The organism is Heliomicrobium gestii (genome assembly GCF_009877435.1).
GTDB classification, from domain to species: domain Bacteria; phylum Bacillota; class Desulfitobacteriia; order Heliobacteriales; family Heliobacteriaceae; genus Heliomicrobium; species Heliomicrobium gestii.
On the sequence record NZ_WXEX01000002.1, the window covers coordinates 189,675 to 202,878 of the forward strand.

Here is a 13,204-nt window from a genome sequence, read left to right on the forward strand (position 1 = left end):
GAAAAAAACAAGGCCTGCGGCATTCGCCACAGGCCCGTGCAAAAGATCATCCGTTGCCTAACTCCGACTGCGCTTTGCATCTCGTCCCCCTTTCCAGAGCCGGCGCAGCCATCGCCACAAGGCCAGCGCGAGGAAATAGATCAGAGAAAATAAGAGAAAGCCGGCAACGCCGGCGACCACATCCATGAGTTCCATACGGCCGCGCCCCATGATCTTCTGCTCCACTTCGATCGCGACGGTCGTCGCCAGCACGACAGCGAAGGACGTCACAAAGGAAACAGCAGAAAGGCCCCACCGGGATAGGAAGCGAACGGCCGTCTGGATGAGAAAAAAAAGCGCCAGTCCGAGCAGCCCAATGACCCAAAAGTGCAGTTCCTTGTCGGTCAGTCCGGAGCGGGCCGACTCGGCGAGAATCCAGTCATGGCTGTTATTGACAAGATCGGCCAGACGCCAGAGCAGGCCTTCCAACAGTTCTCCAACCTCCCCTGTTTGGCTGTATCTTCGATGTTATCTCTATTCGTTCCATTATTGGGGGTTCGTCACCCCTTGCGCCATTCCCTTGTCCTAGGCCAATCTTCTCTTTCCTTGGATTTATCCTGGAATGCCGATGTACTATAATGATCGTTGATCTCAGGAAACCTGTGTAAAGGAGCCAACCGTTTGGATACACTTTTCGTCCTCAAATTCATCTACAGTTTTATGCTTCCCCCCGGCCTGTTCATCCCTCTTTTCCTGTTTGGAGCCTTCTATTGCCAGAGAAGGCGACTGCAGGGACCTGCCCTTTTTTCGGCTGTGATGACGCTCTTGCTCTACCTGGTCTCGGCGCCGGTTGCCGGCGACGCCATCATCCGCTCCCTGGAAAGCCGGTATACGCCGCCTGATGCTCCGTCGGGAGACGTCATCGTCATGCTCGGCGGGGGATCGACCCTGGATACGCCCGATATCGATGGGTTGGGCCAGATGACCGGAAGCAGCGCCACCCGCCTCTTGACGGCGGCCCGCCTGCACCGGCTCACCGGCGCGCCCATCATCGTCTCGGCCGGTCAGGTCTACGAAAACAGCGGCGTCGAGTCCCGCATCGCCCTTCGCCAACTCGTCGGCCTCGGCGTTCCGGAATCGAAGATCATCGCCGAGGAGATCAGCCGCAATACAGAGGAAAACGCCCGTTACACAAAAGAAATCCTCGACGCGCGAGGATTTCGAAACCCGATTTTGGTGACATCGGCCTTTCACATGGAGCGCTCTGTCGGCCATTTCTCAAAAGCCGGCGTGTCGACGCTCCCTTACCCGACTGATTACCGGGCCAACCGGGTCGCTACCTACACCCTCGCCGATTGGACACCCACTGCAGCCGCTTTGTCGAACACAAGCCTGGCGATCAAAGAGTACCTGGGGCTGCTCCCGTTGCTGGTCAAGTAAAGGCGCCGCGACAGGACCTTCTTCGATGAAGGCCTGGTTACCAGCGGTTGTAATGGATGCGTGACGGGTCGAAGCGGTTGGCTGGCGCTGGTTTCTCGGCGGGATAGCCGACAGGGATCAGCGCCAGGGGGATGACATGGTCGGGAATCGCCAAGAGCGTTCGAAAATGGGCCACCCGTTCGGCCTCCGGATAGACCCCTACCCAGACAGCGCCAAGGTCGAGCGATTCGGCGGCGATCAGCAGGTTCTCCACCGCAGCCGAGCAATCCTGCACCCAAAAACCCTTGTACTTTTCCAGCGTCTCGTCGCCACAGACCAGGATCGCCACGGGGGCCTGTTTGACCATGCCGGCATAGGGATGAAAGGCGGGTATCTGGTCAAGTGTGGCCCGATCGCCGATGACGATGAAATGCCAGGGCTGTTCATTGCCTGCTGAGGGGGCGTTCATGGCCGCCGCCAGCAGTTCCTTGACGGTCTCTTCCGAGACCGGCTGATCGGTGTATTTGCGCACACTTCTCCGGGAAAAAATGGCCTCCATGGGCATCTCTCCTCATTCTGAATGACTTATTTTTCGTGAAACCGCGGCAAACGATACAGAGGGTCCCTGGCGAGATGCCAGGGACCCTCTCCATTGCTTCAAAACACCGGTGTTCCCAACAGGGTCGCCCTTATAGCGGGAACACAGGCACTGGAGACCAGCCGCACAGGGCCACCTGCACAATTTTTTCGACGCAGATGTTTTTTCTCCTCCCCTCTATGCAATTGTTTAAACAAGAATTTTCAATCGTTGTTTAAAAATAAAAAACCCAGTCAAAGACCGGGTTTTATCTGCAAGCGCCTATTCGCAATTAACCGTTAAAGACGGTCGCCGTGGGAGAGGGCCGCTGCGCTTCCGCCGCTTGTTGCCGGCTCGCTGCCAGTTCCATCGCCCGAGCGGCGGCCGTTTCGGCCTCTTTCAAGGCCACGGCCATCTGGCCCAGCAGTTCGGCCAGTTCGATCTCCTGCCGGTTTTCCTTCAGGTATACGGCGACATCCTGAGCATCGTGAAAGAGCCGGTGGGTGCGGCCTTTCAACTGCCGGATGAGCAATTGCATCTCGTTGGAAAAGGTCCCTGGCGTACACATGGGCACAACCTCCTTCACCGTTTTCAATATAGGATCAGCAGATCCTTGGCAACGGGTCTCCTGCCAGCATATCCAGGATACGGTGACCGCCCAAGGGGGTGCGCAGGAAGACTCGCCCCTTGCCCTGTGCTGACACCGGTCCAGGCTCCGCGGTTAGTTCCGAAGCTTGTCCGGCTCCCGGCGAGAAGGCTCCCCCTCGACCCGCCTCGACTCGTCCGATGGCGGCGGCGTCGCTCCCCAGAGGATGTTCGCGCAAGGCCGACAGGATCGCCTCGGCCGCATCGGAAGCGGCGACGATCAACACCTTCCCCTCATTGGCCAGGTACAGGGGATCGAGACCGAGCAGTTCGGCGGCGCCCTGCACCTCTTCACGGATAGGGAGAGCGGACTCGTCGAGGATGATGTCGCAACCTGTCGATTGGGATACCTCGTTCAAGGTGGTGGCGACACCGCCCCGGGTCGGATCGCGCATGAACCGGATGGAATCGGGAAAGCGATCCAACAGCATTTCCGTCACGCCGTTTAAGGGTGCGCAGTCGCTCTCGACAGGCGTTTCAAATTCGATGCCCGCCCGTTTGGAGAGGATCGACAACCCGTGATCACCAATGGTCCCGTTGATGAGCACAACATCACCGGGCATGATGCGGTGGTAGCCCAGGTCGCACCCGTCGGCAACGACACCGACGCCGGCTGTGTTGATGTAAATCCCGTCGCCGCACCCCCGCTCGACCACCTTCGTATCGCCGGCGACGATGGCAACGCCCGCCTCTTGGGCCGTCCGGGCCAGCGAGGCGACGACACGTTCCAGATCGGCGAGAGGAAAACCCTCTTCCAGGATGAAGCCGGCCGTCAGATAGCGGGGGCGCGCCCCTGTGACCGCCAGGTCGTTGACCGTTCCGGCGACAGCCAGTTTGCCGATATCGCCGCCAGGAAAAAAGATCGGCTTGACGACAAAGGTGTCGGTGGTCATGGCCAGCCGTCCCTCGGGCAGGTGGAGCAAGGCGGCGTCGGTCAACTCCCGCAAGGCGGGGTGTCTCAAGTAGCGCAGGAAGATCTCTTTGACCAGGCGGTGGGTCAAGGCGCCGCCGTCGCCATGGGCCAGCAGAATGCGTTCTTCCGTCATGGCCGCCCTCCTTCGCGTAAATGTGATGCGCCGCCGCTCACCGCAAAGCGCTCATAGCGGTAGAAGGTGGCGCACGTCCCTTCATGAGAGACCATGCAGGGGCCGATGGGGCGGGCGGGTTCACAGCCGCTGGCGAAGAGGGGGCAGTCAAAGGGCGTCTTCTTGCCTTTGAGGATCTCCCCGCACAGACAGCCCTTCGGAGGCGCGGCCGGCGTCATTTCGAGGGGAAAGCGGACTTCAGCGTCCCAGGAAGCCAGGGCCGGCTTCAGTTTCATGGCGCTCGCCGGCACCGTTCCCAACCCGCGCCAATGGCCTTCTTGCAGGTCAAAACAGCGCGCCATGGCGTCAAGAGCCGCACGGTTGCCCTCTTCCTTAACCGCTCGTCCATAGGCGTTGACGACACTCGGGCGGCCTTCCTGGAGCAGTTGGGCCAGATGATCGACGGCGCTGAGCAGTTCCAGGGGCTCAAAACCGGCCACCACCCCGGGCAGGCCCAATTGGCGGGAGAGAAAATCCCAATAGCCGCGGCCGGTGATCATGCTCACATGGCCGGGCAACAGGATGCCGTCGACCTGCAGTTCCGGATCGGGCAAAAGAGCGGCCATGGCCGGCGGGGTGAGCTTGTGCAGCGAATAGATGAAAAAGTTGTCCCGGCCCTCGCGAACGGCCTGTTCGATCGTCACCGCCGCTGTCGGCGCCGTCGTTTCAAAGCCGACACCGACAAAGATGACGGCCTGTTGCGGGTTCTCCCGCGCAATCGCCAAGGCGTCCAGGGAGGAGTAGACAATCCGCACATCGGCGCCGCGGGCCTTTTCCTCCTGCAAGGTCGTCCGGCTGCCAGGAACCTTCATCATGTCGCCAAAGGTGGCGATGATCGCCCCAGGCTGGCCGGCGAGGGCGATGATCCGGTCAATGTCGCTGTAGTCGCTGACACAGACGGGGCAACCGGGTCCGCTCATCAGGTTCACATGGGGCTTTAACAGTTCCCGCACACCTGTTCGCGAGATGGCCGCCGTATGGGTGCCGCAGAACTCCATCACATTGGCCCGCCGCCCCAACCGTTGGGTCAGCCGGTCCAGGCTATCCCGCACCCGCTGCGCCATCTGCTGTCCCATTTCGGGATCGCGGAACCGCTTGAGGATCTCCTTGTGCAACAGAATTCGCCTCCCCGCGTTGTGCTTAGGCCCTGCTAAGGACTTGCTTATGAATGACTTGCCACCTGAATAGGCTCCGCTTACGATCCACTTCGAGTCGCCGCCAGGATCTCCTCCCAGGCCTTCAGGCTGTCGAGGGCGGCCTCTTCGTCTAGAATCTGAACGGCGAAACCGGCATGGACGATGACATAATCGCCCACCTTCGCTTCCGGGACCAGGGTGAGCCCGACGGTTCTTTTATTGCCAAAGGACTCCACCTCTGCCAAAAAACCGCCCTCTTGGATGGCGATGATCCGCGACGGAGCAGCCAGACACATGGGTCATACCCCCCTCCACAAACTGATGACGCCCTGACCGAGGGCGAGGCCGCCGTCATTGGCCGGCGCGCGGCTAGGAAACAGGACGCGAAATCCCCGCCGCGCCAACAGGCGGCGAGCCAGTGTAAACAGGTAGGGATTCTGAAACACACCGCCGCCCAAGGCGACGCAATCGATGCCGCTTGCATCCCGCACAGTCAAAAGGGCCGCTTCGGCCATGCGGACCAGGGTGTTGTGAAAGCGGCTGGCGATGACCTCGATGGCGACGCCCGACTCCCGATCCGCCAAGATCGCCGACAGGAGCGGCGCATAATCGATCGCGCCAGGGGCTTCGCCGGAAAGGCCGCCCGTTGCCTCAGGAAGCGTAAACGGGTACGCCCCGTCGGCCAGCGCCGCCTCCACCAGGCCGTCAACGGGCGTTCCGGCAGCGCCTCCGAGAACGCTGTGATCGAGAACCGGTTCTCGCTCCTCACAGCCGGTCAACCCCAGGCGCAGGCGCACCCGCTCGCCCAGTTCGATCGCCGCCTGACCGTCATAACTGTTTTCCAGGCAGAGGCCGAGCAGGGCGGCGACGGCGTCGAAGAGCCGGCCGGCGCTGGAGACGAGCGGCGTATTCAGCCTTTTTTCCGCCATGCGGCGGGCGTTTTCGATCGGAACCAACCGTTCCGGAAAGAGTGTTTTTGCCTTTGCCCAACCGGCGTCGCCGAAGGCCTCGCCCAAAAAAGCGGACGCCGTCAGCCAAGGCCGGCGAATCGCCGCTTCCCCGCCGGGAAGGGGAACGGGCCGCAGCCAGAAATGGCGTCGGTAGTCCCGCAGATCGCCGCTGAGGATCTCAAACCCCCGGATGCCGCCATCTTCCCCTGCCCCGGTTCCGTCGAGGATGACGCCGATGGCCGGTCCTGTCTCGCCGTTATCGGCCAGGACAGCGGCCAGGTGGGCGTGGTGATGCTGGACTTCGTCAACCGGCAGGCCGGTTGTCGGAGGCGCTGCCGCATCGCGTGCCGGGAGGTCAGCCTCGGGAGAAGCCGCTCCAGCAATCGCCGGACATCGCGCTCGGGCGATCTCCTCGGCCAGCGCCGTAATGCGGTACTGGGGATGACCATCTCGGGCCACCCGCTGTGGCGCCAGATCGAGAAGACGCTGCAAATTTTCACAACTCTCCAGGTAGTTGTCGCGGCCCTCACGGGTATCTACATGGCCGATGTGCTGGCTCAGGTAGGCGGCGCCGCGCCCGAAGAGGGCGAAGGTGTTTTTCGTCTCCGCTCCGGCGGCCAGGACTGTCCGGTCAGGGACACCCTTCGGCCAGGGGATCGGGATCCCTTCGGGCACATAACCGCGGGAACGGCGGTAAAACTGAAGAACGCCGTCGATATACCGGACGACGGAGTCGTCGGCGCGGCTGACGATCTCGCGGTCGTGGAAGACAAAGGCGTCGGCGATGCCGTTTAATTGAGCGAGAGCCGCCCCATTGTCCCGGACGAGGGGCAGTCCCCCGGCGTTTCCCGAGGTCATGACGAGCAGGTCGAGGGAATCGTCAAAGAGCAGGTGATGAAGCGGCGTATAGGGCAACATGGCCCCCAGGGTGCTTGTTCCCGGCGCCAGGTTCTCCGGCAGTCCGGCATCCCCTCGCCGCTCCAGAATGACGATCGGCGCCTCCGGTCCTGAGAGCGCCGCCTCCTCCTGATCGCTGATGCGGCACAAGCGGTGAAGGGTGGCCAGATCCCGTCCCATCACCGCCAAAGCCTTGGCCGGTCGCCTTTTGCGCCGGCGCAGTTCGGCGATGGCGGCGCTGTTGCGACCGTCGCAGACAAGGTGGAAACCGCCCAGCCCCTTGAGGGCAATGATCTTCCCTCGTTCCATCCATTCCCGGAAGGCGCCGGCCCAGTGACCGGGCCTCTCCCGCCCGTCTTCGTCGGCAAACCAGACACGGGGGCCGCAGGCGGGGCAGGCCGTGGGCTGGGCGTGAAAGCGGCGATCAAGGGGATCGTCGTATTCACGGCGGCAGTCCGGGCACATGGGAAAAGAGGCCATGGTCGTCTGCGCCCGATCATAGGGGACTTGACGGATGATGGTGAAACGGGGGCCGCAGTGGGTGCAGTTGGTAAAGGGGTACCGGTAGTGGCGGTCAGCCTGATCGGCAAGTTCGCGGCGGCAGTCGGGGCAGAGCGCCACATCGGGAGGGATGCGCGCGATCGCCCGATCGTTTGCCTTTGCGCTCGCCCCATCGTCATTGATCCCCACGGCGGATTCGCTTGTGATGATGGAGAAGTCGCGAAAGCCCTCGACCGGCGCTTCCCGGACCTGCACCGCGATGATGCGGCTCAGGGGCGGCGCTTCGTTTCTAAGCGCCTGCAAAAAGGCGTCGATCGCTTCCGCAGCGCCTTCCATCCGGATCTCCACACCGGCCGCTCCGTTGCGCACCCAGCCGGCCAGGCTGAACCGCAAGGCCTGCCGGTAGACAAAGGGTCGGAAACCGACGCCCTGAACGGTGCCGGTCACCAGGATCGTTCGCGCCACCCGGTTGTCGGCGTACCGCGGGAACCCATCCTTTTCTGCCCGGCCCTTGTCGCCCGTCATCGCCGGCGACGCTCCTCCGCCTGGTTCGACAGCCAGTCGATCCACCGGTCCATCCCTTCTCCTGTGCGGGCAGACAGGTCAAACCGGGGCAGACCGGGGTGGATCTGTCCCAGATCGGCGGCCAGTTCGTCAAGGCGAAAGTCGGTGAAGGGCAGCAGGTCGATCTTGTTGAGGAGCAAGGCCCCTGCCTCGCGAAACATGAGCGGGTACTTGGGCACCTTGTCATTGCCTTCTGTCGTGGACAGAACGACGACCTTCATGGCCTCACCGAGGTCAAACTCGGCTGGACAGACCAGATTGCCCACGTTCTCTACAATCAACAGGTCGAGGTTGTCCAGGTCGAAGGCAGGCAGCACATCACGAACCATGGCGGCGTCGAGGTGACACGCGCCGTGGGTGTTGATCTGAACGACAGGGATACCGAGGCGGGCGATCCGTTCGGCATCCTTGGTGGTCGCCACATCTCCCTCGATCACGGCGACGCGCAGTCGCTCCTTGACAGCAGCCAGCGTCTTTTCCAGCAGCGTTGTTTTGCCAGCGCCGGGCGAACTCATCAGGTTGAGCAGGAGCAGTCCCTTTTCCTCCATCAACCGGCGGATTTCGCCAGCGACGGCCGCGTTGGCGCCGAGCAGGTTTTGACCCAGTTTGATCTGCATATCAATCACCCTCAAAGTAGTCGATTTGCAACTCCCGGCCCTGGATGATCTCGATGGCAAAGCCGCCGCAATCGGGACAGAGAAAGCCAAAGTTCCCTTCGACGGCAAACTCGACGCCGCAACTGCCGCAGCGCCCCCGTGTCTCCCGTTCCTCGATCTCGAGTTCCGCCTCCGGGGCAAAGAGGGGTTGTTCCCGCAGGACAGTGAAGGCGAATTGGAGCGCATCGGGCAGGGCGTGGGTCAAGGCGCCGACAGTGAGCTTGACCTTCTTGATCCGGGCGATGTTGTGCCGGTCCGCTTCGCGAGCCAGCACATCGACGAGACTTTCCATGAGCGCCATTTCGTGCATGCAGGCGTCCCTCCCGCCATTTCCAAGCGTTATCGCCTGTTATGGGATGTGATCAATCTGTGTTTTATGGCTTCGGCGTCGCCGGAAGGCCCCAGTGCACCAGTTGTTCCAGCGCCGCCTCGATCACACCGGGCAGAACGGCGGCTACGGTCGGTGACAGTTCTGTTCCCCACTCCAGGCTTTCCGGTTGGACGCCGATGAGGACCATCTCGGCGGGCAGCGTCCCGCGCAGGTTAGCCAGGGCCAGCACCTCCTGAAAGCCCATCTGGTGCTGGGACATCTTTACCCCCAGGTAACTGGGCAGTTGTTCCTTTTCCAAGCGGACAAGGGTACCGGGCGCTTTGCCGGCGTTCACGGCGTCAATGCAGAGAAAGTGGCTCGCCTCTTCCAGGTGATCCAACAGCAAGAGACCAAGCGTCCCGCCGTCGATCAACTCCACTTCGGGCGCGAAATCATAGCCGGCTTCCATCCGGCGAATGGCGTGAACACCGAGGCCCTCATCGGTAAAGAGGAGATTGCCGAGGCCCATGATAATGATCTTTCTTTCTTTATCTTGCTTTTTTTCCATCGATGCCCCTTTCTGCCAGAAGAACGGCGGGGCAACCGAAACGCCGCAATGGCGCAGGTCACCCCAAACAACATAATCACAGCGTTATTGTTCCCTATTGTAGCATTCGGAACTTGGTTTGCCTATGTGCAATCATTGCTAACGCGGTCTTCCTTACAGACCCCCGTAACGCAACGGAAAGCCAAAAAGGAGTAGACCAGCCGCTTAGGCGTTGCCGTTGTCGTGGCAGTCAAACTTATAACCGCTGACCATGGACGAGAGGGTGCCGTTGCGGGCGAACATGTCGTGGCGGATCGACAGGTAGAGGTGGACGATGACAAAGGCCACGATCCCCCATGCCATCATTCGGTGCATCATGTGAACGGTGAAGCTCTGCCCCAGCAGGGTGAAGACCCAGCCGAAAGCGCTGCCGACCAGACCGTTGGGGTGGAGTTCGCCGTACATGGCCAGACCGGTGATCGACATGAAGACCGAACCGACCATAATAAAGCCGAAGTAGGCCAGGTTGGCCACCGGGTTATGGCCCAGGTGTTCATCGTGGTGATGTTTCAGAAAGAGGTAGCTGAGGAGTACATCGAAAAACTCGAGCCAGAACTCCTTCTGCCAGGGCCAGTGGTGGCTGCGGGCGTATTCGTTGCCCACGAAGGCCCAATACAGGCGAAAGTGGTAGGCGGCGATGAAGACATAGCCGGCGGCGATGTGCCACATAAAGGATTTGCCCATCCAAAAGACGGTCGTCGCCTCGCCGTTGACGGCCATCGGCTTGAGGACGGGGTTGCCGATGTAAAGACCTGTCGCCATCAGGATGACGATGCAGAGGGCGTTCACCCAGTGGTAGAACCGAACCGGCAGTTCCCACACATAGACTGTCTGCAAGCAGCGCAGGCCCGATTTCATAGCTTCCATGGCCCTACCTCCTTACCGCAAGACATCGATCGTGGTGATCTCCTGGTTCTCCGTGTCGGTCAGGTGAGCGGCGCAGGCCAAACAGGGGTCGAAGGAGTGAATGGTCCGCAACAGTTCGACCGGTTCCTCCGGCTTGGCCAGGGGCGTGCCGATAAGGGCGGCTTCGATGGCGCCGCGCTGGTTTTTGTGGTCTTTCGGCGAGCCGTTCCAAGTCGTCGGGACGACACACTGGTAGTTGGCGATTTTGCCGTTTTGAATATGGCTCCAGTGGCCCAGGGCGCCGCGGGGCGCTTCGGCGATGCCGACACCCTTGCAATCCTTCTCCCAGGTCGACGGTTCCCAGCGCTCTTTGTTGAAGGTGGTCTGATCGCCGTTCTTGACATTGGCGACCAATTCGTTGAAAAACTGCTTCAGCCAGGTGGCGCAGAGCTTCGTCTCGATGCCGCGGGCCGCCGTCCGGCCGAGGGTGGAGAAGAGGGCTTCGGGACCGACGCCGAGACCGCCGAGGACCTTGTCGACTTCGCTCTTGACGAGGTCATGGGCCTTGCAATCCTTTTTGGCATAGGCGACGAGCATGCGGGCCAGGGGACCCACTTCGACGGACTTTTCCCGCCAGCGCGGCGATTTGAGCCACGAGTAGGCCTGATTAAAGGCGCCCGATTCGTCGAGGGTCTTGTAGGGCGGCTTGGGACCGGTGTAGTTGATGTTGGTCTCGCCTTCCCATGGGTGCAGGCCGCTCTTGGAGTTTTTGTACCAGGAGTGGTCCGTGTATTCCAGGATCTGCTCGGGATCGCGGGGATCCACGTCAAGGACCTCGCCGAGGTTTTTGTTGAGGATGACGCCGCGCGGGAAGAGGAAGCCCGAGGGGTCATTGATGTGGGTGGTGGGCAGGTCGCCGTAGCAGAGGAAGTTGCCCACGCCGCCGCCGTAGGCCGCCGAGTCCTTGTAGAAGGAGGCGATGGCCAGCAGGTCCGGAACATACACCTGCTCGACAAACTCCATGGCCTCGTCGATGAGCTTGCCGATCATGTTGAAGCGCTCGATGTTGACGGCGTTGTCGCTGTTGATGTCGATGGGCGCGGTCATGCCGCCCACAACATAGTTGGGGTGAGGGTTCTTGCCGCCGAAGATGGTGTGGATCTTGACGATCTCCTTCTGCCAGGAGAGGGCCTCCAGGTAGTGGGCGACCGCCATCAGGTTGGCTTCCGGCGGCAGTTTGTAGGCTGGATGGCCCCAGTAGGCGTTGGCGAAGATGCCCAGCTGGCCGCTGTCAACAAAAGTCTTCAGCTTGGTCTGCACATCTTTGAAATAGCCGGCCGTCGACTTGGGCCAGCGGGAGATGCTCTGAGCCAGTTGGGCCGTGGCAGCCGGGTCGGCTTTCAGTGCGTTCGGGATGTCCACCCAGTCGGGGGCGTGCAGGTGATAGAAGTGAACCACATGGTCGTGGACATAAAGGGCGGTAAACATGATGTTGCGGATCAGTTCGGCGTTTTTGGGGATGCGGATCTTGAGGGCGTCCTCGACGGAACGCACCGAGGCAAGGGCGTGGATGGTGGTGCAGACGCCGCAGATGCGCTGGACGAGCGCCCAGGCGTCCCGGGGATCGCGGTCACGCAGGATGATCTCAAGGCCGCGGATCATGGTGCCGGCGCTGACGGCGTCGACGATCTTGCCGCCCTCTACCTTGGCTTCCACACGCAGGTGGCCTTCAATCCGTGTGACAGGGTCGACGACGATGCGTTCTGCCATTTATGTTCAACCTCCCAGAGAATCTTTGTCGCTGCCGCCTTTGGCCGCCTTGTCTTGAGCCTTTTTGGTAAAGGCGGAGAAGCCGGCGTGCACGGCGGCGCCCACAGCGGCGGCCCCGACAGCGGCAACACCAAACTTATCGACATTCATACCGATGTGCATGCCCGGCACTTCGGCCAGGTGGGTGTAGAAGGACTCGCCGCCCGTGTTGTCCCAGAACCCTTTCTCCGAGCAGCCAATACAGGGGTGGCCGGACTTGATGTCATAGCTGACACCGCCGTTCCACTGCATGTTGGCGCAGGAGTTGTAGGTGTTCGGCCCTTTGCAGCCGACCTTGTAGAGGCACCAGCCCTGCTTGGCCCCTTCGTCGTCAAAGGATTCCACAAACATCCCCGCATCGAAATAGGCGCGGCGGTTACACTTGTCATGAATGCGATGGCCGTAGAAGGCTTTGGGCCGGCCTTCGCGGTCCAGTTCCGGCAGGCGATCGAAGGTGAGCAGGTGGGTGATCACGCCAGCCATCACCTCGGCGATGGGGGGGCAGCCCGGCACGTTGATGATGGGTTTGTCCTTGATGATCTCCTGCACCGGAACGGAGCCGGAAGGGTTGGGGTTGGCGGCGGCGATGCAGCCGTTGACGGCGCAGGAACCCCAAGCGATGATCGCCTTGGCGTTCTTGGCTTCTTCTTTGAGGATCTCAACGGAGGATCGGCCCCCCAGGACGCAGTAGATGCCGCCATCTTTCGTCGAGACGGCCCCCTCGACGGCCAGGATGTAGTTGCCCTTGTTCTCTTCCATGCTTTTGCGGGCAGCCTCTTCGGCTCGCTCGCCCGCAGCGACCATCAGGGTCTCGTCATAGTCGAGGGAGATCATGTTCAGCAGGATATCAGCGGCAATGGGGTGGTGAGAGCGGATGAACGATTCGGTGCAGCAGGTGCATTCGACCAAATGACGCCAGATAACGGGGATACGTTTCTTCGTCTCTAAGGCCTCGGCAATTTTGGGAACCGATCCGGCGCTCAATCCGAGAGAAGCCGCCATGACCGTGCAAAACTTGAGGAAGTCCCGCCGGCTGACGCCGCGGCGCTCCAGGTACTGGTAATAAGTTTCCTCTTTTGCCATTAACTTTCACCCCTGATTTTCCAATTTTTCAGAAAAAACCGAAAGCGAACAGAAAAAACTGCTTCTCTGTTCGCTTGACTAAAAAAGCGCGACTGCTAGAACTCTACATCGCTTTGTCATATCATAACCGAAGCTTTTAC

Annotated in this window: 14 protein-coding genes; 1 reads left to right on the forward strand and 13 read right to left on the reverse strand. The window is 61.1% G+C overall.

Annotation, left to right across the window (positions count from 1 at the left end; genetic code table 11):
* Positions 1–57: 57 nt before the first annotated feature.
* Positions 58–468: a hypothetical protein gene (locus GTO89_RS02860; RefSeq protein ID WP_161260563.1), complete on the reverse strand. Its 411-nt coding sequence runs from the start codon at positions 466–468 to the stop codon at positions 58–60.
* Positions 469–660: 192 nt separating this feature from the next.
* On the opposite strand from GTO89_RS02860, the gene GTO89_RS02865 reads away from it, so the two are divergent.
* Entirely contained in the window at positions 661–1,419 is a 759-nt protein-coding gene (locus GTO89_RS02865; protein ID WP_204758158.1) for a YdcF family protein, read from the forward strand.
* Positions 1,420–1,456: 37 nt separating this feature from the next.
* Here GTO89_RS02865 and GTO89_RS02870 read toward each other — a convergent pair whose 3' ends face one another.
* The 12 genes from GTO89_RS02870 to GTO89_RS02925 all read right to left on the reverse strand — a co-directional run bounded on the left by GTO89_RS02870 (position 1,457) and on the right by GTO89_RS02925 (position 13,064).
* Complete coding sequence (locus GTO89_RS02870) at positions 1,457–1,957, reverse strand: nitroreductase family protein (RefSeq protein WP_161260564.1); 501 nt, start codon at positions 1,955–1,957, stop codon at positions 1,457–1,459.
* A 310-nt stretch (positions 1,958–2,267) separates the two neighbouring features.
* A complete protein-coding gene (locus tag GTO89_RS02875) occupies positions 2,268–2,543 on the reverse strand; it encodes a hypothetical protein (RefSeq protein WP_161260565.1) in 276 nt (91 codons plus the stop codon).
* A gap of 34 nt (positions 2,544–2,577) precedes the next feature.
* Positions 2,578–3,666, reverse strand: a complete 1,089-nt coding sequence (hypE, locus tag GTO89_RS02880; RefSeq protein WP_161260566.1) for a hydrogenase expression/formation protein HypE — start codon at positions 3,664–3,666, stop codon at positions 2,578–2,580.
* The gene (hypD, locus tag GTO89_RS02885; RefSeq protein WP_161260567.1) at positions 3,663–4,820 is read right to left on the reverse strand and encodes a hydrogenase formation protein HypD; all 1,158 of its coding nucleotides are present in this window, start codon (positions 4,818–4,820) and stop codon (positions 3,663–3,665) included. Before hypD ends, hypE begins: the two co-directional genes overlap by 4 nt.
* Positions 4,821–4,900: 80 nt before the next feature.
* Entirely contained in the window at positions 4,901–5,137 is a 237-nt protein-coding gene (locus tag GTO89_RS02890) for a HypC/HybG/HupF family hydrogenase formation chaperone (protein WP_161260568.1), read from the reverse strand.
* A 3-nt stretch (positions 5,138–5,140) separates the two neighbouring features.
* On the reverse strand, positions 5,141–7,759 hold the full coding sequence (hypF, locus tag GTO89_RS02895; RefSeq protein WP_161260569.1) for a carbamoyltransferase HypF: 2,619 nt from the start codon (positions 7,757–7,759) through the stop codon (positions 5,141–5,143).
* Entirely contained in the window at positions 7,711–8,370 is a 660-nt protein-coding gene (gene hypB / locus GTO89_RS02900) for a hydrogenase nickel incorporation protein HypB (RefSeq protein WP_161260570.1), read from the reverse strand. The genes hypF and hypB overlap by 49 nt, the downstream gene beginning before the upstream one ends.
* 1 nt (position 8,371) lies before the next feature.
* On the reverse strand, positions 8,372–8,719 hold the full coding sequence (locus GTO89_RS02905) for a hydrogenase maturation nickel metallochaperone HypA/HybF (protein ID WP_161260571.1): 348 nt from the start codon (positions 8,717–8,719) through the stop codon (positions 8,372–8,374).
* A 64-nt stretch (positions 8,720–8,783) separates the two neighbouring features.
* Positions 8,784–9,287: a HyaD/HybD family hydrogenase maturation endopeptidase gene (locus tag GTO89_RS02910; RefSeq protein WP_161260572.1), complete on the reverse strand. Its 504-nt coding sequence runs from the start codon at positions 9,285–9,287 to the stop codon at positions 8,784–8,786.
* A gap of 204 nt (positions 9,288–9,491) precedes the next feature.
* On the reverse strand, positions 9,492–10,193 hold the full coding sequence (cybH, locus tag GTO89_RS02915; RefSeq protein WP_161260573.1) for a Ni/Fe-hydrogenase, b-type cytochrome subunit: 702 nt from the start codon (positions 10,191–10,193) through the stop codon (positions 9,492–9,494).
* Between the two features lie 12 nt (positions 10,194–10,205).
* A complete protein-coding gene (locus GTO89_RS02920) occupies positions 10,206–11,942 on the reverse strand; it encodes a nickel-dependent hydrogenase large subunit (RefSeq protein WP_161260574.1) in 1,737 nt (578 codons plus the stop codon).
* Positions 11,943–11,948: 6 nt separating this feature from the next.
* Positions 11,949–13,064, reverse strand: a complete 1,116-nt coding sequence (locus GTO89_RS02925) for a hydrogenase small subunit (RefSeq protein WP_161260575.1) — start codon at positions 13,062–13,064, stop codon at positions 11,949–11,951.
* Positions 13,065–13,204 lie beyond the last annotated feature (140 nt).

Excerpts from the sequence above, each read along its gene's own strand:
- GTO89_RS02870 (WP_161260564.1), bottom strand. The coding sequence starts at position 1,957 with ATGGAGGCCATTTTTTCCCGGAGAAGTGTGCGCAAATACACCGATCAG.
- hypE (WP_161260566.1), bottom strand. The coding sequence starts at position 3,666 with ATGACGGAAGAACGCATTCTGCTGGCCCATGGCGACGGCGGCGCCTTG.
- hypB (WP_161260570.1), bottom strand. The coding sequence starts at position 8,370 with ATGCAGATCAAACTGGGTCAAAACCTGCTCGGCGCCAACGCGGCCGTC.
- GTO89_RS02910 (WP_161260572.1), bottom strand. The coding sequence starts at position 9,287 with ATGGAAAAAAAGCAAGATAAAGAAAGAAAGATCATTATCATGGGCCTC.
- GTO89_RS02890 (WP_161260568.1), bottom strand. The coding sequence starts at position 5,137 with ATGTGTCTGGCTGCTCCGTCGCGGATCATCGCCATCCAAGAGGGCGGT.
- cybH (WP_161260573.1), bottom strand. The coding sequence starts at position 10,193 with ATGGAAGCTATGAAATCGGGCCTGCGCTGCTTGCAGACAGTCTATGTG.
- GTO89_RS02875 (WP_161260565.1), bottom strand. The coding sequence starts at position 2,543 with ATGTGTACGCCAGGGACCTTTTCCAACGAGATGCAATTGCTCATCCGG.
- GTO89_RS02925 (WP_161260575.1), bottom strand. The coding sequence starts at position 13,064 with ATGGCAAAAGAGGAAACTTATTACCAGTACCTGGAGCGCCGCGGCGTC.
- GTO89_RS02920 (WP_161260574.1), bottom strand. The coding sequence starts at position 11,942 with ATGGCAGAACGCATCGTCGTCGACCCTGTCACACGGATTGAAGGCCAC.
- GTO89_RS02905 (WP_161260571.1), bottom strand. The coding sequence starts at position 8,719 with ATGCACGAAATGGCGCTCATGGAAAGTCTCGTCGATGTGCTGGCTCGC.